Here is a 22,755-nt window from a genome sequence, read left to right as displayed (position 1 = left end):
TAGGAATTTAAGGCTTTTTGCTGATGAATTAATCAATTGAAACATAAACTTGCTTAAAAACGTGAAGAAGGCTTGCAACTATTTTAAAAATCTCTATACTCTGTTTTGCAATGGTAGCCCCGCTGGTGGCTTCGCAATTGTACTCTGTGAACCCCGCCAGGACCGGAAGGTAGCAACGGTAGCAGATCTATGATGTGCCGAAGTTTTGCTAGTGGGGCTGCCACCATTCTTTTAATCCACTCTCCGTTGGATTGCTTTCATAATTACATCTAAATCAAATCCTCTATATTGTAAGAATCTCATCTGTTTTGCTTTAAGTTTAGGATCTTTTTCTACTTCTTCACCAAATTTCTTCACTTTCAGTTGATAAGCCTGTTCTACCCAATCAATATTATGAATTTCATCAGCAATTAAATCATTTTCGATTTGTTTTGTTTTTAAGGCTTGCTTAATACGTTTTGGACCTTTGCCTTTACGAATCTGGCTAGCTAATGTTAATTCGGCAACGCGTTGATCACTTTGATAGTTTTGTTCAGATAATTCTTCAACAAGTCGCTTAACCTCTTCGGGGTTTTGTGCATAACGAGTTAGTTTTTCGGTAAGCTCTGCTTTGGAGTAATCTCGACGAGTCAATAAAGCAAAAGCATAAGAGCGTAAACGTTGACCTGTGAGCAAAGCTCTTTGTTGAGACTGTTCTTCAGTTCTTTTGAACATAGTATTGGGGTTCCCTTGTAAAAAAACGCCCCGAAGGGCGTTTTAAGGCTCATGAATAATTAAGATTCTAGTAGAAGATCAGCTTCTTCTTCATCTTCAACTTGAGCAGTATTAGTACCTGTTGTTAACAACTGTTCACGGATATTACGTTCAATCTCTCCAGCCATTTGAGGATTTTCTTCAAAGTGGCGAATAACATTGTTCTTACCTTGACCAATTTTATTACCTTGATATGAATACCAAGCACCTGCTTTTTGTACGATATCTTGTTGTACAGCTAAATCTACAAGTTCGCCTAGCTGGTTTGTGCCTTTACCATATAGGATTTGGAAAATAGCCTCTCTGAAAGGAGGAGCCATTTTGTTTTTAACAACTTTAACTCGTGTTTCAGAACCGACGATTTCATCGCCTTCTTTTACTTGACCAATACGGCGGATATCTAAACGTACAGAAGCGTAGAACTTCAATGCGTTACCACCAGTTGTGGTTTCTGGACTACCAAACATTACCCCAATCTTCATACGGATCTGGTTAATGAAGATAACCATACAGTTTGAACGTTTAGCATTACCCGTAATTTTACGAAGTGCCTGACTCATTAGACGAGCTTGCAAGCCCATATGAGAGTCACCCATCTCACCTTCAATTTCTGCTTTAGGAGTAAGTGCAGCGACTGAGTCGACAACGATTAAGTCAATTGCACCAGAACGAACGAGCATATCTGCAATTTCGAGTGCTTGTTCACCGTTATCAGGTTGCGATACAAGCAGGTTATCAATGTCTACACCAAGCTTACGCGCATATTGTGGATCTAATGCGTGCTCTGCATCGATAAAGGCACACGTACCACCAGTTTTTTGACATTGTGCAATTGCTTGTAGAGTCATTGTGGTTTTACCAGAAGATTCTGGACCATAAATCTCGACAATACGACCTTTTGGTAAACCGCCAATCCCCAATGCAATATCTAAAGTCAAAGAGCCTGTAGATACAGCTTCAACAGCTTGAACAGTGTTGTCACCGAGACGCATCACCGTATTTTTGCCAAATTGTTTCTCAATTTGACTTAGCGCGGCTTGTAATGCTTTGCTTTTATTCTCATCCATCTCAAAAACCTCAATACTCTATGTTCATCACGTTTAACCCAAGTGGATGCATTGAATCTCAACTTGTTTCACTAGGGTAATAGTGACAGATTTTTTCTATAGCTTCTATGTGTTGTATGTGTGTGTGCGACACAACTCGACGTTTTTATTCATCACCGTATGACCAATTTTGATCATTCTCCTGTTTAAACCGAATAATTTGACGACGATCCTTTTTACCCGGTCTATGGTCAGGTCGAGCTAGATTATGCAATTTTCGTTGGGATGCAATCAACTCCCGTCTAGCAATACTTACTTCGGTTTCTTCATAAAGTTGCTGTGCGATTGGAGCTGGACCACGTGTGTTCGAAAGAGCTTTTATCACAACAGTTTTTTTATCAAACCCTTGCTGAATAACAAGTTCCATTCCAACTCGAATTTCTTTGGAAACTTTTACACGCTCATTATTGTGATGTACTTTACCTCCTTCAATCGCTCCTTTAGCAATTGAACGAGTTTTAAAAAAACGAGCAACCCATAACCATTTGTCGACACGCATGGTCTCTACAGCATCGTTTTCAGGCAATTTTGACATCATTATCCTTTCTATCAATTTCATTCAATATAGACAGCAATTCAGTAAGCCGATCTAGTGCTTTAAATTCTAAATCTTGATGCTGTTTTATATCCTTTAGACTTGAGGGCTGCGAGATAGTAAACAAGTGTTGAATACCAAATTTTTCTGCTGTCTTTAATACGGGGGCCGTATCATCAATAAAAATCGTTTCATCTGGATTGAATGGATGTAATCTTTGGAGTTCTTGCCAAAAACTAATATCTTCTTTGGCATAACCTACTTGTTCGCTTGATATGATGACATCAAAGAAATGTTCAATCGCAATATTATCGAGTTTTAAACGTAAGCTCGCGCGGTCAGCATTTGTAACTAACCAACACGTGTATCCTTGCTCTTTAAGTTGTTGCAAAAGCTCAATGCAGCCAGAACGAGCTTGGATCTTAGATTGAAATTCTTGTTGTAATTTGAGTACATCAACGCCTACAGTTTTAGTCCAATAGGTTGATGAATACCAAACAAGCGTATGGCGATGTGATTGATAAAATTGATATAGCTTTTCTTTGCTCTCGGAAAGAGGAAGTTGATTTATTTTTGCATGCCGTTCAGGAAGACATTCATTCCATATGAAATCATCAAAAGCGAGATCTAAGAGTGTGCCATCCATATCAAACATTATGATTTTAGACATTTTTTTAAATATCTCCAAAATCATTCAGAGCAAAATTTTTAAGACACATTTACCATATATCCTTTTAAAATCATAAATTAAATAAACTTATAAATACTCAAACTAATTTAAAGCTCCATCCAATAATTTTCTAAAATTTACATAGTTTCATAGGATGGATAGGAGAGATAAAGGGTTTGAAATTATAACGTGGAATTTGGTAAAACAAAAAATAATAATGAGACAGTTTTAGTAGAAAATTCCTCCCTTAAATTAAAAATATTTAAAATTTATTTAAGGTTTTTAGCCCCTAGGATTAAGGTTGCTTACATAGGATACGTATTGACAAACATTTTATAAATTGAAGGATACTTATTTAAAGTTATATTTAAAGTTATTCCTATAAGAACTTAGAGAAAGCAATGAAAATTGGATTTATTGGTGGAACCAATGACGGTATCGTAATCAATGCTGCCGATGGCCTTGATACTTATAAACTTGAGTGGCACTACAAAGCAGAAAAACATTGTGAGTCACAACTTACCTTGGGGCTGAATGGACCTGAGTATGATTATTACAATTTATTAATTCTAAGAAAGAATAAAGAGGCTAAACTTTTTTATGTGCTTACCACTATGGAAAAAGAAGAAATAGCAGATAAACTTAATGAATATTGGGAATGTTCAACCTCTGTCGGTTATGACTTTGATGAGTAAGCATTCGTGATTTCATATAGCACATGTTCTCTTAATTCGTGATGAAGAGGAACTTTAGGATGTTCGAAGTTTTTAACTTTTTGCATTCCAAGTTTTTTCATGACAGCTTGAGAGGGTGTATTAATCGTAGCGGTAAATGAAACGATTTTATCTAAATTCAGTATATTAAAACCATAATCTAAAACTGCTTTTGCACCTTCTGTTGCATAACCTTGTTTCCAAAACTCTTTTGCAAGTCGCCACCCAATTTCCACACATGGAGAAAAGTCAAATTGTTCAGGTTGGTTGTGTAGACCAATAAACCCGATAAATTGATGGGTTTCTTTTAATTCTACTGCCCAAAAGCCCCAACCTTTTTCATGGATGAGAGATGAAATTTTTTGGATTAAATTCAGGCTTTCTTGGGGTGTTAAAAGATTTGGGAAAAATTGCATAACATCTTGATCTAAGCCCATTGTTATAAATGGCTCAAAATCACTTTCTTTCCACTGTCTTAAAATTAAACGCTTTGTTTCGATCATGAGGTGACTCTTTAATTAAAAATGAGGGGTCAAAGTGGTTTTTGCACAATCTTCTGTAAAATGATCTTGGAATTGATGCTCACTACACCTTTTATTTTATTTAAGGTGTTAATGACGAAATGAGAAAAAGAACTCAAATCTTTGGTCGCAACGTGTAAAACATAATTAGATTCACCAGTAATAATATATGCATTAATGACTTCATCAAAATTTTTGATCTGACTTAAAAAGAAGTTGTGATCATTTTCTGTTAGCTGGGCAAGTTTTATTTCGACGATTGCCTCAATTTTTATGCCTAGTTTTTCATAATTAACTTTTGCTTGATATTTTTCAATTACACCATTGCTTTCTAAAATTTTAACACGCCGATGACAAGCTGAAGCCGAAAGGTTAACGAGATCGGCCAGTTCTTGGTTACTTAACCGAGCATTATCTTGTAAATACTTCAGGATTTTTAGGTCGATTGCATCCACATTCATTTTCGAATTTCATCCATGTTTTTTAATTTTAATTCGAATTTTATACGAAAATAGCAAATTTTAATCAAATATTATCGAATAAATCGAAAGAATTGGCGTGATAAAATTCAAATACAAAGGAAATGTTGAAAATAGGTGAAATAACAAATGATTACTCGCGAACAATGCCTCTATTGGGATCAGGATGATGAACTCAAAAAGTTTAAAGATGAATTTGCACTGCCAAAAAATGTCATTTATTTAGATGGTAATTCTTTAGGTGCAAGACCAAAGAAATCATTAGAGGTTGCTCAGCATATTATTTCAAAAGAGTGGGGCGAGGACCTCATTAATAGTTGGAATAAAGCAGATTGGTGGGGGCTACCGACTAGGCTCGGAGATAAAGTCGCACAGCTTATCGGTGCCGAAAAAGGGGAAGTGGTTATTTCAGATTCAACCACCTTAAATTTATTTAAAGTTTTATCCGCAGCGGTAAAAATTCAAGCCGAAAAATTTCCGGAACGTAAAATTATTGTTGCAGAAAAAGATGCCTTCCCAACCGATATTTATATTATTGAAGGCTTTATAGGCTTGATTAATCAAGGTTATCAAGTTGAGTTAATTGATGGGGCCGATGATTTATCTCATGTTTTGGCAAAAGATGTGGCTGTCGTTGTTCTTTCTCATGTGAATTATCGGACTGGATATTTCTATGATATGGAGTCTATTAATCAACAAATTCACGTTAAAGATGCTTTGATTATTTGGGATTTATGTCACTCGGTTGGTGCAGTGCCTATGGATCTTAATCAGAGCAACAGTGATTTTGCGATTGGTTGTACTTACAAATACTTAAACGGCGGCCCAGGTTCTCCAGCGCTGTTATGGGTAAATCGAAAGCATCGTGATCAGTTCTGGCAACCTTTATCAGGCTGGTGGGGACACAAAAAACCATTTGATATGGCTCAGCACTATGAACCAGCTAACAGTATTCGTCGTTATTTGTGTGGAACTCAACCTATCATTTCGATGAGCTTAATCGAATGTGGTATCGATATTTTCTTACAAGCTGATATGCAACAAATACGTGAGAAATCCCTCAAATTAACTGATTTGTTTATTCAACTTGTTCAACAAGAATGTCCTCAGTTTGGTTTTGAATTGATCACACCTTTAAACCATAAATATCGTGGCAGTCATGTCAGTTATAGACATGAGTTTGGTTATGAAATTATTCAGGCGCTTATTGCTCGTGGTGTGATTGGGGATTATCGAGAGCCGGAAGTATTACGTTTTGGAATTACACCTCTATATTTAGGTTTTGAAGATATCTGGAATGCCGTACAGCAACTTAAGCAGATTATGTTGAATAGTGAATGGAAAAATGAGCGTTATTTGGTGCGCAGTGAAGTGACCTGATCGTTAAAGGTTAATATCAGAAGAATGGCTAGGAGGGCCTATGAGCAGTTTTGATGAAATACAAAATCGAGAAGCGGGTTTACATAAGAAATTATCTGCAAAACAGATGGGAATGATTGCAATTGGTGGAGCGATTGGTACAGGGCTGTTCATGGGAAGCAAGTTTGCAATTAGCTTTGCTGGGCCAGCTGTCATCGTGAGCTATGCCATTGGCGGCTTAATTGCATTTGCTATTATGGCTTGTTTGGCTGAGATGACAGTTCAGCATCCTACGTCAGGCTCATTTGGAGCATATGCTGAGCATTATGTAAGTCCTCTTGCTGGGTTTTTAGTCCGTTATTGTTATTGGGCATGTATTGTATTAGCGGTCGGTACAGAAATTACAGCAGTAGCTGACTATATGAAATTATGGTTTCCAGATGTAGGCTCTTGGGTCTGGATCGCTTTTTTCTCGCTGACTTTGCTTGTGGTTAATGCATATAGCGTTAAAGCTTTTGGATTGGTTGAATATTGGTTTTCGACAATAAAAGTCTTTGCAATTATTGTATTTATTCTTTTAGCAATTGGTATTTTGACTCAAAGTCATGGAGGAACAGAACAGGTTCTCTCTAATTTAACCGAGCATGGTGGCTTTTTTCCTCATGGTTTTAGTGGGGTCTGGATCGGGGTAATCATTTCAATATTTAGTTATTTAAGTATTGAAATGATCGCTGTTGCGGCAGGTGAGGCTAAAGATCCAGAAAGAGCTGTTAAGAAAGCTTTTAAAAGTACTGCAATTCGTTTAATTCTATTTTATTTGCTGTCTTTATTTCTCATTGTGGCACTTGTTCCTTGGACAACTTTAATTGGAGCCGATGCGACCAGCCCTTTTGTGATGGTAATGAAAATTGTAGGTATTCCATATGCGGACAGTATTTTAAATTTTATTGTAATTGTCGCGGCCTTATCCGCCATGAATAGTATGTTGTATATCTCGACACGTATGCTATTTAGCTTATCAAGAGCAGGTGATGCACCGAAATTATTTGGTCGCATTAGTCATAATGGCGTACCAATTAACGCATTGCTGTTGTCAGCAGTGGGTATTGGTATTGCAAGTATTGTTTATACGATTAACCCAGCCTCTGCTTTTCCGATCATGATTGCTTTATCTATGTTTGGCGCATTGTTCACTTGGGGCAGTATTTTTGTTACCCATATGTTTTTTAGACGGAAAATGGCACAACAAGGCCAGCAATTAAAGTTTAAGGTTCAAGCAAGCCAGTTAATTTCACTGTTGGGATTAATCACAATTTTAAGTATCACAGTCACCACATGGTTTACCAATGAGTTTAAGTCAACTTTACAATTTGGAGTTCCATTAGTTGTTGTGCTTACTGTTTTCTATTATTTAAAACGGTCATCAGCCAAGCTTGCTTTAAATGCTCATGAAGAATCGTTGAAGTGAGAGACCTATGAGACTCTATGACAATGCTAGAACTGTGGCTAATGAACATGAGATATTGGCAGAATTTCAACGGACAAGTTTACTGAGCTACCAAGAATTTATTCATATTGCAGATATTCAATATGGGACGCACCCAAGGTCAACCTTAGATTTATTCCCATTAGAGCAAGCCAAAAAGACTGTTATTTTTATTCATGGTGGTTATTGGCAATGGTGTGATAAATCAGATTTTGCATTCATCGTGCCGTATGTTCTAGCAAAAGGAGCCCAGTGTGTTCTTTTAGAATATGATCTAGCCCCACAAAGCAAAATTTCAGATATTGCTTCTCAAATTAATCAAGCTCTCGATTTTATTCGAGAGCAAGACTGGAGAACCGATGAGATGGTTCTGGTGGGGCATTCAGCAGGGGCGCATCTGGCTGTTTTGTCATTAGGCCATCCATTCATATCTGAGATGGTGTTGCTAAGTGGAATTTATGATTTAAGGCCTATACAAAGCACTCATTTAAATCATGCTCTCAATCTTTCAAGCGAAGATATCTTAAAATATAGTCCTGTTCATCACAGTGATCGAATTACTATTCCATGTTCAATTTTCTGTGGAGAACTTGAGCTCGAAGAGTTGAAATGGCAAAGCCAAAATTATTTTGATATTAAAAAAGAGCAAGATCAGGATTTTGTTTCTTTTAAGCTTATTCCTAAAATTAATCATTACTCTATTTTGGAACACTATTTTAAGTCGATATTAGTTTAAACAATCGAATTACAATATATGCAATGTGATTGTATGAGTAATTAATTTTATAGACAGATAAAGTGTGAGGTGAATCACATCTTAACCTGTTTTTTTATAGAAATTATTTATTGTTGTTGACCTAACAGTGGAACTTAATTAGATTAAAAAGATAGTGCTTTCTCACTAGACAATAAATTGTTTAGCTGTTGTTTAGTTGAGTTTTTAAGTCCGTAGCTTCCCAAGATGCGGACTTTTTTATTTGACTTTTAAAAACAATAAGATAAAGGGTGATATAGCTATAATATCTATCCAAAGATTAATATGAATGAATAAGATAGACCTGTCATAAATAAGAAATAAACTAGGATTTTTTTCATGATTTAACTCGAATTATCATTTAATAAGTAGATTAATTAAAATATAAGCTGACTTATCATTCATGAATTTGTCATATAGGCTTGATAAATTATAAAAAAATAAACGTTATAAAAATAATTAAATAATATATATAGTATTTGAAAGTAATTGATTTAGTCGGCTCTCATGAGTTGGTTTTTTTATTTATAAAGGAGCCTTTATGAAAGTACAATATTTTGAAGGTGGTATGTATAAACATATGTGTCCAGGTTGCGGTTATCTTCACTATATTCCTGTACATTATCCTTTTTCTAATGGTAACCAATGGACTTTTAATAATAATTTGGAAAAACCAACTTTTGATCAGTTCATAATTATGTATGGGCATTGTAATTACTTTATTAAAGATGGATTTATTGAATATAGTGTTAACTGTAGACATCATTTAGCAGGATGTACGGTTGAGTTACCAGAACTAAAATTAAAAAATGATAGGTTTTATTAATTTTAGTATTTGTCTATATATTTAAGATTATTTAAAAAATTATAGAATCAGTAAGTAATAGAAACTTGGGTAATATATCTTTACATATTTAATACTGAATATGTATAGTTAAAGAAATTGTAAATTTATTCTGGTTGAAGTTAGGATTGAAATTTGCAAAAATTTATATAACTCACTGTTTTATATTTTATTTATGGATATCTGGAAATTTTTAAGAAGTTTTAACACCATTGGAACATATCTCATTATTTCTACATTTATATTGTTTTTAATGATTATATATTTTTACATTATACATCCCAGCTAATCTAAATTATTAATAAAGTAAAATAATCTTCAATTTTTTAATTTATTTGAATTGGTTCTCACTTTTTATAGAAAAAGATAAGAGTATTGTATAGACCCAAGTTTTATGAAAATATGACTTGGTTATAATATATGGAGAATATAATAAAAATTCCTTTCTAAAAGATTTTAACCTCTAACTATAAAGACTGTACTGATCATAACAATGATGTCTGAAGTAAAAAAATGGAGATTTTTTATGAAATTTTGCCAAATATCGGCTGCTTTCTTAACAATGGCCGCCGTTAATCTAGTCCATGCAGCACCAGCTATAACAAATTCTGTATTAAGTTCCTCTGAAGCAAAAGGAATTATTAAAAACCAATATATTGTTATTCTCAATAAGGATGTTGGTCCTTCTAATGATTTTGCACAAAGTATTGCTAAACAACATGGGGGAAAGATATTACAGACTTATGATACTGTACTTAAAGGATTTGCAATTTATTTACCCGATGCTGCGGGTAGTGCTTTTGTTGAAGCTATGAAAAAAAATCCCAAAGTTCTTTCAGTAGAAAATGACACAGTCATGAAAATTGATGCAACTATACAAAGCAATCCAGATTGGGGCTTAGATCGTATTGATCAGAAAACCTTACCTTTAAATTCAGCTTATTCATATTTACAAACAGGCTCGGGCACAACAGCTTATATTGTTGATACCGGAATATTATCTACACATCAACAGTTCTCTGGACGAGTATTAAGTGGCTATACTGCGATCTCTGATGGAAATGGTACAATGGATTGTAATGGACATGGGACTCATGTAGCAGGAACCGTTGGTGGCAGTACGTATGGTGTTGCTAAGAACGTAAGTTTAGTACCAATACGAATTTTAGGATGTGATGGATCTGGTGCTTCGAGTAACGTGATTGCTGGGTTAGATTGGATATTAAAAAATGGTAAAAAGCCAGCTGTGGTGAATATGTCTTTAGGCGGTGATGCGAACACATCCTTAGATAGCGCAGTAGAAAACTTATTTAATAACGGTTATGTGATGGTTGTCGCTGCAGGAAATTCTAATGCAGATGCGTGTAGTTCTTCTCCAGCTAGAGTGAGTAAAGCAATTACTGTCGCTGCTACAGATGATACTGATACACGAGCGAGTTATTCTAATTATGGAAGCTGCGTTGATATTTTTGCACCGGGAAGCCAGATCAATTCTTCATGGATTGGGAGTAATACCGCAACTAAAGTTTTAAGTGGAACTTCAATGGCTACTCCACATGTTGTTGGGATCGTAGCTGAAATGTTGCAAAGTACACCTACAGCAACACCTCAGACAATCTCAACTAATCTTTTAAATCAAGCAAGTAGTAATGTGGTAAAAAATCCTTCTGGTAGCCCAAATCGATTGTTATATAAATCACCTTAATAAGAACTATGTCTTGAAATTGGAAAAGGTCCCGAAGGACCTTTTTTAGATTTTTGCATGAGTACCATATTTATCAATCATGATTGAACTGGCTTCATTTAAACCGCGGACCGTTACCTTAATGCCGTTCTTTTGAAATTTATTCACTACTGAATCTAGCATGGCAACTGAAGTCACATCCCAAATATGAGAGTGCGTAAGATCAATAATGACCTCTTTAATTTCTTCTTTAAAGTTAAAACGTTGCATAAATTTTTCAGATGAACTGAAAAATATTTGACCTCTTAATTCATATAGACGAGCTTGATTCTCGAATGAAGTTTCTATACGAATATCATTTTCAAGTTTATTAGCTAAGAAAAGTGCTGAAAGTAATACACCAGTTAACACACCTAGCGCTAAGTTATGGGTAGCAACCACTACAATAACGGTAGCGATCATAACGACATTGCTACTTTTAGGATTATTTTTAAATTGAGTGAGAGAGCTCCATTCAAAAGTACTGATCGATACCATAATCATGACCGCAACCAGAGCAGCCATAGGAATCACTTTTAACCAACCACTTAAAAATACAACTAAAATAAGTAAGAATATGCCTGCGCAGAAAGTGGATAAACGTGTGCGACCACCCGATTTTACATTAATCATTGATTGACCAATCATGGCGCAACCAGCCATACCGCCCATAAAACCTGAAGCAATATTTGTTATACCTTGACCTTTACATTCTTGAAATTTATCACTAGATGTATCTGTCATTTCATCAACGATTGTTGCAGTCATCATTGATTCAAGTAAGCCAACCGCGGCAAGGGCTAACGAGTATGGAAGAATAATAAGGAGGGTTTCTAAATTTAAAGGAATATTCGGAATTAGAAATATAGGTAACGTATCTGGTAATGACCCCATATCACCAACTGTTCGAACGTCAAAACCTAAGAAAATAGCGAGTAATGTGACCACTACAATACAAATAAGAGGTGAGGGAAAGAACTTTCCAATTTTTGGAATATAGGGGAATAGATAAATAATTCCTAAGCCGATTACTACTAATAAGTAGACATGCCACGTCACATTTACCAATTCTGGTAATTGAGCCATAAAGATGAGTATGGCGAGGGCATTAACGAATCCAATAACCACCGATTTAGAAACAAAACGCATGAGTTTGGCGAGTTTGAAATATCCTGCCAAAATCTGTATGACGCCAGTTAATACTGTTGCTGCAAATAGGTATTGAAGCCCATGGTCCTTTACGAGCGTTGTCATAACCAAAGCCATTGCGCCTGTAGCTGCCGAAATCATAGCGGGACGACCACCTACGAAAGAAATAATAACGGCAATACAAAAGGATGCATATAAACCAACTTTGGGATCTACACCCGCAATAATTGAAAATGCAATTGCTTCTGGAATTAAAGCAAGACCCACAACAAGACCGGAAAGAATATCTGCGCGGACATTAGAGAACCATTGTTCTCGGACATTCGATAACATGAGAAATAGCCTAAGTTCTAAATTTTGAAAGGCTAGTGATGTGATATACCAACACAAGCGATTACACCACATCACTAAACAGTGATGAGTTATTTACAATGAATAAGGGTAAATAAACTTAAGGTGGCGTAAGTGTCATAGGTATAGAGAGTTTGAGGCATTTAAAAGTGCCCGAAGAATAGCATAAGTTTTTAAGGCTGACTAACCTAAGTCGACTAAACCGATTTAATCATAATTCTTCATTTCAGCTTTTGGCATTGAGGCAAATTCATTCGCAGGCATATCTAAGAAAAAGTCTTTTGCTTCAGAATGAGTGCAGTTGAGCCAATCATTTCTAAGATCATCCGGTATCACAATAACTGAGCGTTTTTCATCATCCGGTTTATGAAATTGTTTCATAAAAGGGTGATGATCAGCATTGATTGTTAATAGTGACATTGACCTCACTTTCTGTTCATCAATAAGTGTTTCCTCAAAGATCGCAGCCAGTGTAAAAGGGTGCCCATCTTGCCGGAAAATACCATACCAATGTGCTTTTCCATTGATATATTTAGGTTCATAAATGGCTTCAACAGGAATAAGCGCAAATTGGTCATTTAACCAAGCATGTTTAAAAGAGCGCTTTTGTTGTACTGTCTCTGTTCTGGCATTATAAGTTGCATATTTGAATGCAATTTCTTTGGCATAAGGGGGAAGCATTCCAAATTTAGCTTTTCGCCACTCAAGCTCATTTTCATTCGATAAAATGAGTGGACAATCATCACTTGGGAAAATATCCATCTTATATTCAAAAGTGGGTTCAAATAACTTTAATTGATTGGCATGTGTTTTCTTAAGAGGTTTAAAGTTTGCACACATAAGACACCTTCGTTGTAAAAATAGCTCTCAATTACAGCTTCTAACTTTTAGTCTTTAGTGATGTATATTTTTATAATTAGAATTGTCTCTTTGAGTATTAATTTTTAACTATCAATTACTTCATTAATAAATATTTATTTAACTCATGTCATTTCAAAAAAGTTTCAGATATAAAATGAATAGATAAATCGTATAGTTAAGTTGCTCATCTTAAAGAGAGTTTATTCAGTTTTAATAGCTACTTTTATGCAACAGAGCCTTTCAGAAATTTAGATTTTAATAGATTCGTTATTCATCATAATACAAATCATATAGAGAACTCGTACAAACCCTTTATTAGAGGTTTAAAAATTCTCGGAAAATTTTGACAATTTATAAGGTGGACACATGAATAAACATTTATTGGCTAAAATTGCTTTATTAGGCGCTGCTCAGCTAGTTACACTCTCAGCCTTTGCTGATGTTCCTCTAACTCCATCTCAATTTGCTAAAGCGAAATCAGAAAACTTTGACAAGAAAGTTATTCTATCCAATTTAAATAAGCCACATGCTTTGTTGTGGGGACCTGATAATCAAATTTGGTTAACAGAGCGTGCAACAGGTAAGATTCTAAGAGTGAATCCAGAGTCGGGCAGTGTAAAAACAGTTTTTCAGGTGCCTGAGATTGTAAATGATGCTGATGGACAAAACGGTTTGTTAGGCTTTGCCTTCCATCCTGATTTTAAAAATAATCCTTATATCTATATTTCAGGTACATTTAAAAATCCGAAATCTACAGATAAAGAACTACCGAATCAAACGATTATTCGTCGATATACTTATAACAAGTCAACTGATACGCTTGAAAAGCCAGTCGATTTATTAGCAGGATTACCTTCATCGAAAGATCATCAATCAGGTCGTCTTGTTATTGGTCCAGACCAAAAGATTTACTATACGATTGGTGACCAAGGGCGTAACCAGCTTGTTTATTTATTCTTGCCAAATCAGGCACAGCATACGCCGACTCGACAAGAAGTGAGTAGCAAAGACTATCATACCTATATGGGTAAAGTACTACGCTTAAATCTTGATGGAAGTATTCCAAAAGATAATCCAAGTTTTAATGGGGTGGTTAGCCATATTTATACGCTCGGACACCGTAATCCACAGGGCTTAGCATTTACTCCAAATGGTAAATTGTTGCAATCTGAACAAGGTCCAAACTCTGATGATGAAATTAACCTCATTGTCAAAGGTGGTAACTATGGTTGGCCAAATGTAGCGGGTTACAAAGATGACAGCGGCTATGCCTATGCAAATTATTCGGCAGCAACCAATAAGTCACAAATTAAAGATTTAGGGCAAAATGGAGTAAAAGTAGCGGCAGGTGTACCTGTGACGAAAGAGTCTGAATGGACTGGTAAAAACTTTGTACCGCCGTTAAAAACTTTATATACCGTGCAGGATACCTATAACTATAATGACCCAACTTGTGGGGATATGACCTACATTTGCTGGCCAACCGTTGCACCGTCATCTGCTTATGTCTATAAGGGCGGCAAAAAAGCAATTGCTGGTTGGGAAAATACATTGTTGGTTCCATCTTTAAAACGTGGTGTTATTTTCCGTATTAAGTTAGATCCAACGTATAGTGCGACTTATGATGACGCCGTGCCGATGTTTAAAAGCAGCAACCGTTATCGTGACGTGATTGCAAGTCCAGATGGGAATGTTTTATATGTGTTGACTGATACAGCCGGAAATGTCCAAAAAGATGATGGCTCTGTAACGAACACATTAGAAAACCCAGGATCTCTAATTAAATTTACATATAAAGCTCAGTAATACAGGTCATTAAAAAACCGATCTACATAAGATCGGTTTTTTTAACTTAAGAAAAATTATTCAGTTACGACTAATACCGGTAAATGAATTTCTCCTAAAAGAGCTTGAGTCACACTTCCTAAGAAGAACTTTTTAAACCCTTTTCGACCATGAGAACCAATCACTAATAGGTCTGCTTTGAGTTCAGTAGCGGCTTTAATAATTTCTGTGTGAATTGTTTGACCCTCAACAATTTTTGTTTCAACAGAAATTCCATGTTGGCTAAATTGTTCTTTCGCTTGGTCTAAAATACCCTGAATAGATGCTCTAGCTTTATTAAAGTAATCCTGTGCTAATTCTGTACTATCAATGAATTCTACAGAAATAAAAGGATCTATAGTAAGCGCATATACTAGAGTCACTTTACTACCAAAGGCCTTAGCAAGTGCTGCTGCATGATTTACAGCAATGAGTGAAGTAGGAGAACCATCGACTGGAACTAAGATATGGTGATAACTCATATATTGCTCCTTATTGTCCTGTGACAATCTATGGTGCCAAAACACCGATTTATTATCTTTATGCTTATATTATGAACAATTTTTAAAAGATTATTGTTTATTTTTAGTAGGGAGAAAAGTGAGAGATTTTATTATAAATTTTATCTTAAAGCATGATAATGACTTTCTAAGTAAGGTTGATTTTGTTTAAGTATTGAAATGACTTGATTAGCATCTATAGCAGATTCAAATAAAAATCCTTGGCCTATACTATATCCAAATTGTCGCAGTAGTTCTTCTTGTTCAGGGGTTTCAATTCCTTCTGCAATGAGCCCCAGTGATAAATTTGGAGCGAGTAATCCAATTGCTTGTACAATCGCATAAATTGATGGGTCATGCTGCATCTTTTGTATAAAACTACAGTCTACTTTTAAACTATCAATTGGATAGTCACGGATATGGGTAAGTGATGAAAAACCTGTACCAAAGTCATCTAGAGCAATATGTACGCCATGTTGTTTTAATTTGTTAAGTGCACGGATCACATATTCTGAACCTCGATCGCCCAGCATATGTTCAGTGACTTCTACTTCAATATAATGTGTTGGAATTTGAAATTGATTGATCTTTTTCAAGAGCCGTTCAGCATAGTTGTCTCTTAAAAACTCAACTGGAGCAGCATTGAGCGAAACAGGAAGAGGTTTAATGCCAAGATCTATCCATTTTGCGATATCACGTAAAACTTGATGTTGCATCGTTTCACCGATTTTACTCGCTAAATTATAATCTTTAAAAGCTTCTGCAATTTGAGAAGGATAGCCTCTTTGAGCGGAAGTTGTATGCCATCGCAATAAAGCTTCAAAACCTACAACACGATGAGTTTTTAAATCTACTTTAGGTTGATAGTAGGGCTGAATAGTATGATGACGAATAAGCTGACGTGCTAAATTAAGCTGAGAAGCGACTGTTTCGGTCATTTGCATCATGCATGGGTCATACATGCGAATACCACCACGACCACGTGCTTTTAAATCATGCAATGCCATATCTGCACAACTGAGTAAACCTGATTGGTCGACGGCATCTTGAGGATAAATCGCACAACCAATACTCATACCACCATTTAGAACATTGCCTAAATAGGTAATAGGTTGATTTAGCTGCTGAAGTAAGATTGCTGCTAGGTCACGCACATCACTTTCAGATTTAAGGTTATTAATAATAACCGCAAATTCATCTCCACCCAGTCTTGCGACAAAGCATCTTTCATCATCAACACAATGACTAAACCGTTTGGATAAAACTTTTAAGAGATGGTCGCCTGCGCTATGCCCTAATGTGTCATTAATATGCTTAAAATGATCAAGGTCAATTAATAGCAACCCCACACTTGTTTGGCTGTCTTTTGAATATGCTAGGGTCCGTTTAAGCTGAAATTTAAATGAACGCCGATTACATAATCCGGTCAGCTCATCTCTTTCACTCATATTTCTAAGTTGATTTTCTGTCAGATGCTGTTGAGTGACGTTACGGGATACACACAGTATTTGTATGATTTCACCATTTTCCCGATGAATCGGGGTCAACATATTATCCCAATATTCGGGGTCTTGATCTGGTAAACAACTCATTCCAGCGAATCTGGCAACTTTGCCTTGAAGGGCTTTTTTTAAAGCGACACGTCCACGTTTACGAATATGAGGTGGCAAAAGCTCAAGCCATTTCATCCCAAATTTTGTTTCATCGACAGGGACACCTAGAGCGAGGCATCCTGATTTATTCATATGAGAAACGGTGCCGTCTACATTTAATACTTTAATGCAATCTACACTGATGTCTAACATTTGATTTTGTATTTCAATATTCTTTTGCAAGTTTTGTTGCTCTTGAATATCGTGATCAATATCTAAAAAGCTGACATACCATTCGCTGGCTAAAGAAGAGCCGCGATATTTGGATGCTTGAATAGAAAGTTTGCACCATCGATATTGATTGCCACTTTGTAAAAGTCGGCATTTTAATTCTATTCTTTTTTGCAGGCGAATTGCCTCGAGCCATCTATTTTTGACTTCGTCTAAATCGACAGGAGATATAAAATCTAACCATTGCTGAGGTAATGGAGAAAAAGTATCCTGCCAATATTCTGTACACTCTACATTGCAATATAATATCAAGCCATTTTCATCACTGACCCAAGTTGGTAGTGGAATCTGCTCAACAATAAAATGCTTTTGGGTGTTGTTCGACATTGAAGTCATAACATGCCTAGAAAGATTGTATGGGCGGGTAATCTAATTATTAGTCGTTATTGTAATCTTTCTGTAGTAATCAAAACAGTAATAAATAAATTTCAATTGTCTTTTTTTTGAACTAAAATTGAGATCTTAAATAAATTATATACTTAATATTTAATTTATGTTTTTGTTATTTATTAATTTTTATCTGTCTTAAGTTAAAAAAAGATTTATGCTTATTTTTGTAAAAAACTTATTAAAACAGAAGCTTATATTTGTCTATGCAGAAATATTTTAATAAAAGCCATGAAAATAAATTATAAAAATGAGAAGGATTAAATTGTGAAGATTAAAATCTTAATAAGCCAAAATTTAATCACTATATATAAAGACGGGGAGGTTTCTAAAAGTCTAAACAAATACAATAACCACTATTAAGTTTACAAAAGTAATATAAAATAAAGGCTTATATTATCGTAAAATTCTTTCCATCAAGAAGGATATATATTTCCTTTTTGTGCATTTTATAGCCTACATTTTCCCCAAGATGTAGGTTTTTTTTATCCTTAATTTTTGACTTTATAATCTTTAAATATTAAAAATAAAAAAAAGCCAAATGGCTTTTTTATACAGTTTCAGGTTTTTTCAACTCTTGTTGAATATAAAGATTCATATAATATTGTTCAATATAATCATCAGCATAGTTGTTTGCTAAGGTTTTTGTTGCCACTTGTTCATGTTTTAAATAGCAGTTTGATTCAAGGTCTTTTTCAAGTACCCACCATTGACGGTTAATACGACGCACTTGAAACTTGTCACTTTTGTATTTTCTTTTAGCCATTTTCAAAAATTTGCTATGCAGTTGTTGAAAGAGAATTTCTACTGGAGTTAAGGACTCAAGTCAACAGATGAGAAGTTAATTGCTTATTTTATGTGAGATGTTGTTTCTATCAATCCCTAGACGAGGCCTTAAAATAGAAAAGCTCTCCTAAGAGAGCTTAATAAGATGTCTATCCTATTTTTAACGAGAAAGATTCTTTAAAAGTAATTTCAAACTTTCCATCATTTTCTCTAATTGCAAAGGGGTGATACCTTCGAAAGATTGTTCGAGTACTACGCTGGTTAGATCATTAATCTTATTGATCATTTCAGTACCTTTGTCTGTAAGTACTACGCGGGTGATTCGACCATCGGTCTGACAAGAATAAGTTTCTACTAAACCTTCATCTTTTAAACGATAAACAATCTTGGTAGTCGTCGACATTTTTGAAATAATCATATCTGAAAGTTCAGAAACACTCGCATGGGGCTTGCTACTTAAAGCCAACATAATGCGTCGACGTGAGTTATCTAACCCATATTTTTTTAAAGCATTATCAATATTTTGTACATACTGAGCATGTACTTGAGTAATCCAATAATATGGAAAATCTTCAAGAGTAAAAGATTCTGTTGTAGGTAAAAAACGCGCATACTTCTTTGTCATTGACTTTTCCCCATACCTTGGTGGATCGCATTTCTGGTGAGCTATCTTTAATAGTTGAAAAATATAGTTTCATCAAGCAAGTTATATCAGGACTTTACTCGGTGAGCAAAATTTATATAGCTAAATTTAACAATGACATGGTTTAAAGGGCCTTGTCTTGATAAGTTTCTCTATACTTTGCATAAACTAAAAATACTCTTCTACTATGGTCAAAGTTTGTTGAAAGTTAATGTGACTTGATGAGTCATAGCCATTAATTCCTTAAAATCTTTGAACAGATATACAAGATTGCATCTAGGCTTGCTTGATCGTTAATTGAACGATATTGGCTTACAAGCGCATCGTAGAAAAAAAATTATGATTTGAACGTGGCATTGAACGAGATAGTTTTTGTCTCTAAAGTCATAATTATGAAAAATCAAGATATTTAAATAATAAATATTTATAAATATCAATAATTTACTTTGTTTTATGGTTTGTGGAATTTACCATACATTTAACATGAATCATCTATTATTTAGTGAAATAAAGTTGATTTATTTATTAACTTATTGATTATTATATATAAAATTAAATAGCTGGTGGAATGGAGAACCTTATATATTTAGCTTTTTTGTCTATAAATTATATTTTTAAGAGTTTTTATTTTAGTAAGTGTTTGATTGTCATCTTTGGATGTGCCTAGTTTTCATTTTCTGCATAATAAATAAGAAAAATATTGATAGCTATAGATGAGCACACTCATCTAAGGAACTTTACCAGTAGCTTATTATTGGATTAGCTGACAGCAATGAGATCTGCGAGCAGAATATAATTATATGATTACATATATCTATTGGTGCTAACCATATTTTTAATCACCCAAACAGTTGCTATACAAGTTGACGTTTGCCGCCAAACCACGGAACAATCGGGCTGGTTTTTATACAATCACCTAATTCAAAGCATTAGAAATTTTGTTAACCTAACGTTGCTATGTACATGGCAAAGGGGCTTTGCTTTTGACAGGCTAATTGTCGAGAGGGGCTATTCTTGTTCCAGCAAGTCTAGTCACCCCGTACTATTAATTATTGTTATTTATGACTTGATAATAAAAAGGAAGAGCTTCCATGAAGGCGTTTTTGAATTCACTAAAGGAAAATTTATCTTTACTGATAGCGCTAACAGTTACTTTAATAGCTTTAATTTTTATACTTTATGGTATTTATGACATACCTGAATTTTCCAAATTAAAGTTAAATGAGAAAGGTGACTTTCTAGCGGGGATGATATCGCCAGTTGTTTTAATATGGATTGTTTTTGGCTATATACAACAGGGATATGAGTTAAAAATAAACACACAAGCATTAATTTTACAAGCTGAAGAACTTGCTAATAGTGTCGAACAGCAGAAAGAACTAGTAAAAGCAACTAGAGAAGAACTAGATATTATTAAATGACAAACAGATGCACAATATCGCAAAGAGCTAGTTCAAAGGCAACCATTCTTTCATTTTATAGAAAAAACTGTAACGCGTAGAATAGCAGATAATGTAATTGTTACTGGGTTAAAAGATTCGGAGTATAAAAGAGTAGAAATTTTCTTAACTTTTAATAATAGTAGAGAAATTGCTAGAGATGTTAAAATTTCTATTAATTTTAGAGGATTGAGTCAAACTTGGGTTAAATTAATAGATCAGCTTCCAAAAGGTAGTACAGATAATATTAAAACTATTCTTAATTATCCGGATTGTTTTATTGATGGTGCGCTTACAGGGGAAATTAATATTGATTACTTAGATGAACTTGATGAAAAGCATTATCAAACTTATAAATTGGAAATTTTAAAGATAAATGATAATGGTCAATTTCATAAGCAAATTTCTTTAAGCGATAAATCTTACTAAATTTTATAGTTGATTAAATGAAGGGGTAAATTAATTGTCAAAGCAAGATCTACAAACTCAAAAAAAACCATTCTATATGAGTGGGTATTTTTGGATGGTTTTTGTCTATATTGTATTTATAGCTATTTATACTTTATGTTCTATAAGTAGTGAAGGTGAGAATCGCTTATTAAATTCGAATGAACTCGGGGACTTTCTTGCCGGTACTTTTGCTCCACTTGCTTTTTTATTCTTATATCTGGGCTACAAACAAAACAGTGAAGCATTAAAATTACAAGGTGAGGAACTAAAACTTAGTACTGCTGCCCTACAGGGGCAGGTGAAAGAAATGCAAGAATCTGTTGCCGAGCAAAAGGTCATGACGGATCTGTTAAAAACAGAACTGGAAGAAAAACATAATTCCGTTTTACCTGTATTTGTGGCTCATTGTGGAATTGATGTACAGCCTGCTTCTGGGGGAAATCATAAGTTTAATTTAAAGCTAACTCTTACAAATCATAGTGATAATGATGTAAAACATTTAGTAATTGATTTTGGCAAAACAAGTTTAGTAGCTTTTGATATTTTTAAAAAGCAAACAACTAATGTTTATCAGGATGCCTTATCTCCTGATGAAGTTGAAAAATATAAAGCCAAGGAAGATTTTGATCGAAATATTAAAGTCAAATTCAAAACAATATTAGGTCGTGAGTTTTCAAGTAGTTTTTTATTTAAATGTTTTTTTGTTGATGGTTCTTTACAAATAATGACGAGAAGTCAAGGAACGACTATAGAAACCTCTGGTCATTAAATTATTCATAATCATCTGGGTTTTCTTCCATTTCAAGTTGGGATGGAATGGAAGTGAACTCAATAGGTGCAGAAGAATGATTACTTGCAAAGTCAGCCAGCAAGTGAGCGATAGTACTGTCACCACTTTGGTCTTAATTATTCGAGTTAGTTTTAGAAACTTTTCCTGTTGCTTATAGGGAACTTTAAACATTCCAAACAGGAAAGGAAAACGTTTTTATGTATTTTGCTGTTTTACGTAGGGCTAAAATGAGCAAGCATTACGTTTACGTGCAAAGTCTAGACCATAATACATAATAAATGAACAGCTTTTTAGGTAATGCCTTAATTAAAGGTTTTAAATACTCATTATTGAAAAACTCTCAACTTCAAGTTTTATTTGTTGAAACATATGAAGTGTAAAAAAGGGAGAATTTATATTCTCCCTTTTTTAATTATGCACTGGTCACAATTTTTTCTTCTATTTTTTTCTTAACAATCGCATAGCTTATGCCTGTAACGATACTACCTGCTGCAATGGCTGCAAGATATAGCCAAGCATGGTTAATTGCATTGGGAATTAATAGGACAAATACGCCGCCATGAGGAGTAACTAATTCACAATGGAATAATGCAACAAGTGCTCCAGTTACAGCTCCACCTAAAATGCAAGTTGGAATAACACGCATTGGGTCTTTAGCTGCAAAGGGAATAGCACCCTCGGAAATAAAACATAAACCTAATACGAAAGCAGCTTTACCTGCATCTTTCTCTCCTGTACTAAATTTATTT

The 22,755-nt window shown here is 34.7% G+C and carries 23 protein-coding genes, 1 other RNA gene and 2 pseudogenes; 12 read left to right on the top strand and 14 right to left on the bottom strand.

The features are described 5' to 3' along the window. Positions 1–120: 120 nt before the first annotated feature. An RNA gene (gene ffs, locus UC75_RS18655) (signal recognition particle sRNA small type) lies at positions 121–217 on the top strand. A gap of 14 nt (positions 218–231) precedes the next feature. Here the strand turns inward: ffs and UC75_RS04860 are convergent. From UC75_RS04860 to UC75_RS04845, 4 genes are all read right to left on the bottom strand, one after another. Continuing rightward, positions 232–714 carry a regulatory protein RecX gene (locus UC75_RS04860; protein ID WP_005306262.1) on the bottom strand — a complete coding sequence of 161 codons (483 nt, stop codon included), beginning with the start codon at positions 712–714 and terminating at the stop codon, positions 232–234. 59 nt (positions 715–773) lie between these two features. After that, positions 774–1,820, bottom strand: a complete 1,047-nt coding sequence (recA, locus tag UC75_RS04855) for a recombinase RecA (RefSeq protein ID WP_049836882.1) — start codon at positions 1,818–1,820, stop codon at positions 774–776. A gap of 145 nt (positions 1,821–1,965) precedes the next feature. Then, entirely contained in the window at positions 1,966–2,394 is a 429-nt protein-coding gene (locus UC75_RS04850; protein ID WP_005306259.1) for an RNA-binding S4 domain-containing protein, read from the bottom strand. Continuing rightward, entirely contained in the window at positions 2,378–3,064 is a 687-nt protein-coding gene (locus UC75_RS04845) for an HAD-IA family hydrolase (protein WP_049837340.1), read from the bottom strand. Before UC75_RS04845 ends, UC75_RS04850 begins: the two co-directional genes overlap by 17 nt. Before the next feature lie 401 nt (positions 3,065–3,465). Here UC75_RS04845 and UC75_RS04840 point away from each other — a divergent pair, with 401 nt between their 5' ends. Next, positions 3,466–3,759: a hypothetical protein gene (locus UC75_RS04840; RefSeq protein WP_004791883.1), complete on the top strand. Its 294-nt coding sequence runs from the start codon at positions 3,466–3,468 to the stop codon at positions 3,757–3,759. Here the strand turns inward: UC75_RS04840 and UC75_RS04835 are convergent. Together UC75_RS04835 and gigD are read right to left on the bottom strand one after the other, a co-directional pair. Further along, on the bottom strand, positions 3,741–4,280 hold the full coding sequence (locus UC75_RS04835) for a GNAT family N-acetyltransferase (protein WP_049836881.1): 540 nt from the start codon (positions 4,278–4,280) through the stop codon (positions 3,741–3,743). The genes UC75_RS04840 and UC75_RS04835 overlap by 19 nt on opposite strands. 29 nt (positions 4,281–4,309) lie before the next feature. Next, on the bottom strand, positions 4,310–4,759 hold the full coding sequence (gene gigD / locus UC75_RS04830) for an Lrp/AsnC family transcriptional regulator GigD (RefSeq protein ID WP_004791887.1): 450 nt from the start codon (positions 4,757–4,759) through the stop codon (positions 4,310–4,312). Between the two features lie 147 nt (positions 4,760–4,906). Here gigD and kynU point away from each other — a divergent pair, with 147 nt between their 5' ends. From kynU to UC75_RS04805, 6 genes are all read left to right on the top strand, one after another. Beyond that, complete coding sequence (kynU, locus tag UC75_RS04825; RefSeq protein WP_049836880.1) at positions 4,907–6,157, top strand: kynureninase; 1,251 nt, start codon at positions 4,907–4,909, stop codon at positions 6,155–6,157. Between the two features lie 40 nt (positions 6,158–6,197). Further along, positions 6,198–7,604, top strand: a complete 1,407-nt coding sequence (locus tag UC75_RS04820) for an amino acid permease (protein WP_049836879.1) — start codon at positions 6,198–6,200, stop codon at positions 7,602–7,604. A gap of 7 nt (positions 7,605–7,611) precedes the next feature. Next, positions 7,612–8,358, top strand: coding sequence for an alpha/beta hydrolase (locus tag UC75_RS04815; RefSeq protein ID WP_049836878.1), 747 nt, complete (start codon positions 7,612–7,614; stop codon positions 8,356–8,358). A gap of 559 nt (positions 8,359–8,917) precedes the next feature. Then, positions 8,918–9,202: a DUF6527 family protein gene (locus UC75_RS04810; RefSeq protein WP_049836877.1), complete on the top strand. Its 285-nt coding sequence runs from the start codon at positions 8,918–8,920 to the stop codon at positions 9,200–9,202. A 193-nt stretch (positions 9,203–9,395) separates the two neighbouring features. Beyond that, positions 9,396–9,509, top strand: a complete 114-nt coding sequence (locus tag UC75_RS20230; RefSeq protein ID WP_225623321.1) for a hypothetical protein — start codon at positions 9,396–9,398, stop codon at positions 9,507–9,509. 237 nt (positions 9,510–9,746) lie between these two features. Continuing rightward, complete coding sequence (locus UC75_RS04805) at positions 9,747–10,925, top strand: S8 family peptidase (protein ID WP_049836876.1); 1,179 nt, start codon at positions 9,747–9,749, stop codon at positions 10,923–10,925. Positions 10,926–10,970: 45 nt separating this feature from the next. On the opposite strand, the gene UC75_RS04800 is transcribed toward UC75_RS04805, so the two are convergent. Next, positions 10,971–12,425: a SulP family inorganic anion transporter gene (locus UC75_RS04800; RefSeq protein ID WP_049836875.1), complete on the bottom strand. Its 1,455-nt coding sequence runs from the start codon at positions 12,423–12,425 to the stop codon at positions 10,971–10,973. Between the two features lie 225 nt (positions 12,426–12,650). Beyond that, entirely contained in the window at positions 12,651–13,283 is a 633-nt protein-coding gene (locus tag UC75_RS04795; protein WP_049836874.1) for an SOS response-associated peptidase family protein, read from the bottom strand. Between the two features lie 387 nt (positions 13,284–13,670). Here UC75_RS04795 and UC75_RS04790 point away from each other — a divergent pair, with 387 nt between their 5' ends. Continuing rightward, on the top strand, positions 13,671–15,110 hold the full coding sequence (locus UC75_RS04790) for a glucose/sorbosone family PQQ-dependent dehydrogenase (protein WP_049836873.1): 1,440 nt from the start codon (positions 13,671–13,673) through the stop codon (positions 15,108–15,110). Between the two features lie 56 nt (positions 15,111–15,166). On the opposite strand, the gene UC75_RS04785 is transcribed toward UC75_RS04790, so the two are convergent. The 4 genes from UC75_RS04785 to UC75_RS04770 form a co-directional block, all read right to left on the bottom strand. Then, positions 15,167–15,610, bottom strand: coding sequence for a universal stress protein (locus UC75_RS04785; protein ID WP_005046644.1), 444 nt, complete (start codon positions 15,608–15,610; stop codon positions 15,167–15,169). Positions 15,611–15,750: 140 nt separating this feature from the next. Next, complete coding sequence (locus UC75_RS04780; RefSeq protein WP_013197624.1) at positions 15,751–17,847, bottom strand: EAL and GGDEF domain-containing protein; 2,097 nt, start codon at positions 17,845–17,847, stop codon at positions 15,751–15,753. A gap of 601 nt (positions 17,848–18,448) precedes the next feature. Further along, positions 18,449–18,664 carry a hypothetical protein gene (locus tag UC75_RS04775; RefSeq protein ID WP_003652142.1) on the bottom strand — a complete coding sequence of 72 codons (216 nt, stop codon included), beginning with the start codon at positions 18,662–18,664 and terminating at the stop codon, positions 18,449–18,451. Positions 18,665–18,844: 180 nt separating this feature from the next. Then, positions 18,845–19,309, bottom strand: a complete 465-nt coding sequence (locus UC75_RS04770) for a MarR family winged helix-turn-helix transcriptional regulator (RefSeq protein ID WP_004791909.1) — start codon at positions 19,307–19,309, stop codon at positions 18,845–18,847. A gap of 1,109 nt (positions 19,310–20,418) precedes the next feature. Between UC75_RS04770 and UC75_RS04765 the strand changes: the two genes are divergently transcribed. From UC75_RS04765 to UC75_RS04755, 3 genes are all read left to right on the top strand, one after another. Continuing rightward, positions 20,419–20,748: a hypothetical protein gene (locus UC75_RS04765; protein WP_049836872.1), complete on the top strand. Its 330-nt coding sequence runs from the start codon at positions 20,419–20,421 to the stop codon at positions 20,746–20,748. A 207-nt stretch (positions 20,749–20,955) separates the two neighbouring features. Then, positions 20,956–21,195, top strand: a complete 240-nt coding sequence (locus UC75_RS04760) for a hypothetical protein (RefSeq protein ID WP_049836871.1) — start codon at positions 20,956–20,958, stop codon at positions 21,193–21,195. A gap of 34 nt (positions 21,196–21,229) precedes the next feature. Further along, positions 21,230–21,985: a hypothetical protein gene (locus UC75_RS04755; protein ID WP_049836870.1), complete on the top strand. Its 756-nt coding sequence runs from the start codon at positions 21,230–21,232 to the stop codon at positions 21,983–21,985. Position 21,986: 1 nt separating this feature from the next. On the opposite strand, the pseudogene UC75_RS22500 reads toward UC75_RS04755, so the two are convergent. Further along, a pseudogene (locus UC75_RS22500) lies at positions 21,987–22,346 on the bottom strand (hypothetical protein); the annotation flags it as partial. A 72-nt stretch (positions 22,347–22,418) separates the two neighbouring features. After that, a pseudogene (locus tag UC75_RS20225) lies at positions 22,419–22,755 on the bottom strand (PTS fructose transporter subunit IIBC); the annotation flags it as partial.

It is taken from the genome of Acinetobacter sp. V2 (assembly GCF_001188385.1).
Classification (GTDB): Bacteria; Pseudomonadota; Gammaproteobacteria; order Pseudomonadales; family Moraxellaceae; genus Acinetobacter; species Acinetobacter oleivorans.
Note: the sequence above shows the minus strand (reverse complement) of the source record. Positions and strands in the feature narration are given on the sequence as shown.

What these genes read in the sequence shown, in the direction of transcription:
- UC75_RS04860 (WP_005306262.1), bottom strand. Translation starts at nt 714, where the DNA reads ATGTTCAAAAGAACTGAAGAACAGTCTCAACAAAGAGCTTTGCTCACA.
- recA (WP_049836882.1), bottom strand. Translation starts at nt 1,820, where the DNA reads ATGGATGAGAATAAAAGCAAAGCATTACAAGCCGCGCTAAGTCAAATT.
- UC75_RS04850 (WP_005306259.1), bottom strand. Translation starts at nt 2,394, where the DNA reads ATGTCAAAATTGCCTGAAAACGATGCTGTAGAGACCATGCGTGTCGAC.
- UC75_RS04845 (WP_049837340.1), bottom strand. Translation starts at nt 3,064, where the DNA reads ATGTCTAAAATCATAATGTTTGATATGGATGGCACACTCTTAGATCTC.
- UC75_RS04840 (WP_004791883.1), top strand. Translation starts at nt 3,466, where the DNA reads ATGAAAATTGGATTTATTGGTGGAACCAATGACGGTATCGTAATCAAT.
- UC75_RS04835 (WP_049836881.1), bottom strand. Translation starts at nt 4,280, where the DNA reads ATGATCGAAACAAAGCGTTTAATTTTAAGACAGTGGAAAGAAAGTGAT.
- gigD (WP_004791887.1), bottom strand. Translation starts at nt 4,759, where the DNA reads ATGAATGTGGATGCAATCGACCTAAAAATCCTGAAGTATTTACAAGAT.
- kynU (WP_049836880.1), top strand. Translation starts at nt 4,907, where the DNA reads ATGATTACTCGCGAACAATGCCTCTATTGGGATCAGGATGATGAACTC.
- UC75_RS04820 (WP_049836879.1), top strand. Translation starts at nt 6,198, where the DNA reads ATGAGCAGTTTTGATGAAATACAAAATCGAGAAGCGGGTTTACATAAG.
- UC75_RS04815 (WP_049836878.1), top strand. Translation starts at nt 7,612, where the DNA reads ATGAGACTCTATGACAATGCTAGAACTGTGGCTAATGAACATGAGATA.
- UC75_RS04810 (WP_049836877.1), top strand. Translation starts at nt 8,918, where the DNA reads ATGAAAGTACAATATTTTGAAGGTGGTATGTATAAACATATGTGTCCA.
- UC75_RS20230 (WP_225623321.1), top strand. Translation starts at nt 9,396, where the DNA reads ATGGATATCTGGAAATTTTTAAGAAGTTTTAACACCATTGGAACATAT.
- UC75_RS04805 (WP_049836876.1), top strand. Translation starts at nt 9,747, where the DNA reads ATGAAATTTTGCCAAATATCGGCTGCTTTCTTAACAATGGCCGCCGTT.
- UC75_RS04800 (WP_049836875.1), bottom strand. Translation starts at nt 12,425, where the DNA reads ATGTTATCGAATGTCCGAGAACAATGGTTCTCTAATGTCCGCGCAGAT.
- UC75_RS04795 (WP_049836874.1), bottom strand. Translation starts at nt 13,283, where the DNA reads ATGTGTGCAAACTTTAAACCTCTTAAGAAAACACATGCCAATCAATTA.
- UC75_RS04790 (WP_049836873.1), top strand. Translation starts at nt 13,671, where the DNA reads ATGAATAAACATTTATTGGCTAAAATTGCTTTATTAGGCGCTGCTCAG.
- UC75_RS04785 (WP_005046644.1), bottom strand. Translation starts at nt 15,610, where the DNA reads ATGAGTTATCACCATATCTTAGTTCCAGTCGATGGTTCTCCTACTTCA.
- UC75_RS04780 (WP_013197624.1), bottom strand. Translation starts at nt 17,847, where the DNA reads ATGACTTCAATGTCGAACAACACCCAAAAGCATTTTATTGTTGAGCAG.
- UC75_RS04775 (WP_003652142.1), bottom strand. Translation starts at nt 18,664, where the DNA reads ATGGCTAAAAGAAAATACAAAAGTGACAAGTTTCAAGTGCGTCGTATT.
- UC75_RS04770 (WP_004791909.1), bottom strand. Translation starts at nt 19,309, where the DNA reads ATGACAAAGAAGTATGCGCGTTTTTTACCTACAACAGAATCTTTTACT.
- UC75_RS04765 (WP_049836872.1), top strand. Translation starts at nt 20,419, where the DNA reads ATGAAGGCGTTTTTGAATTCACTAAAGGAAAATTTATCTTTACTGATA.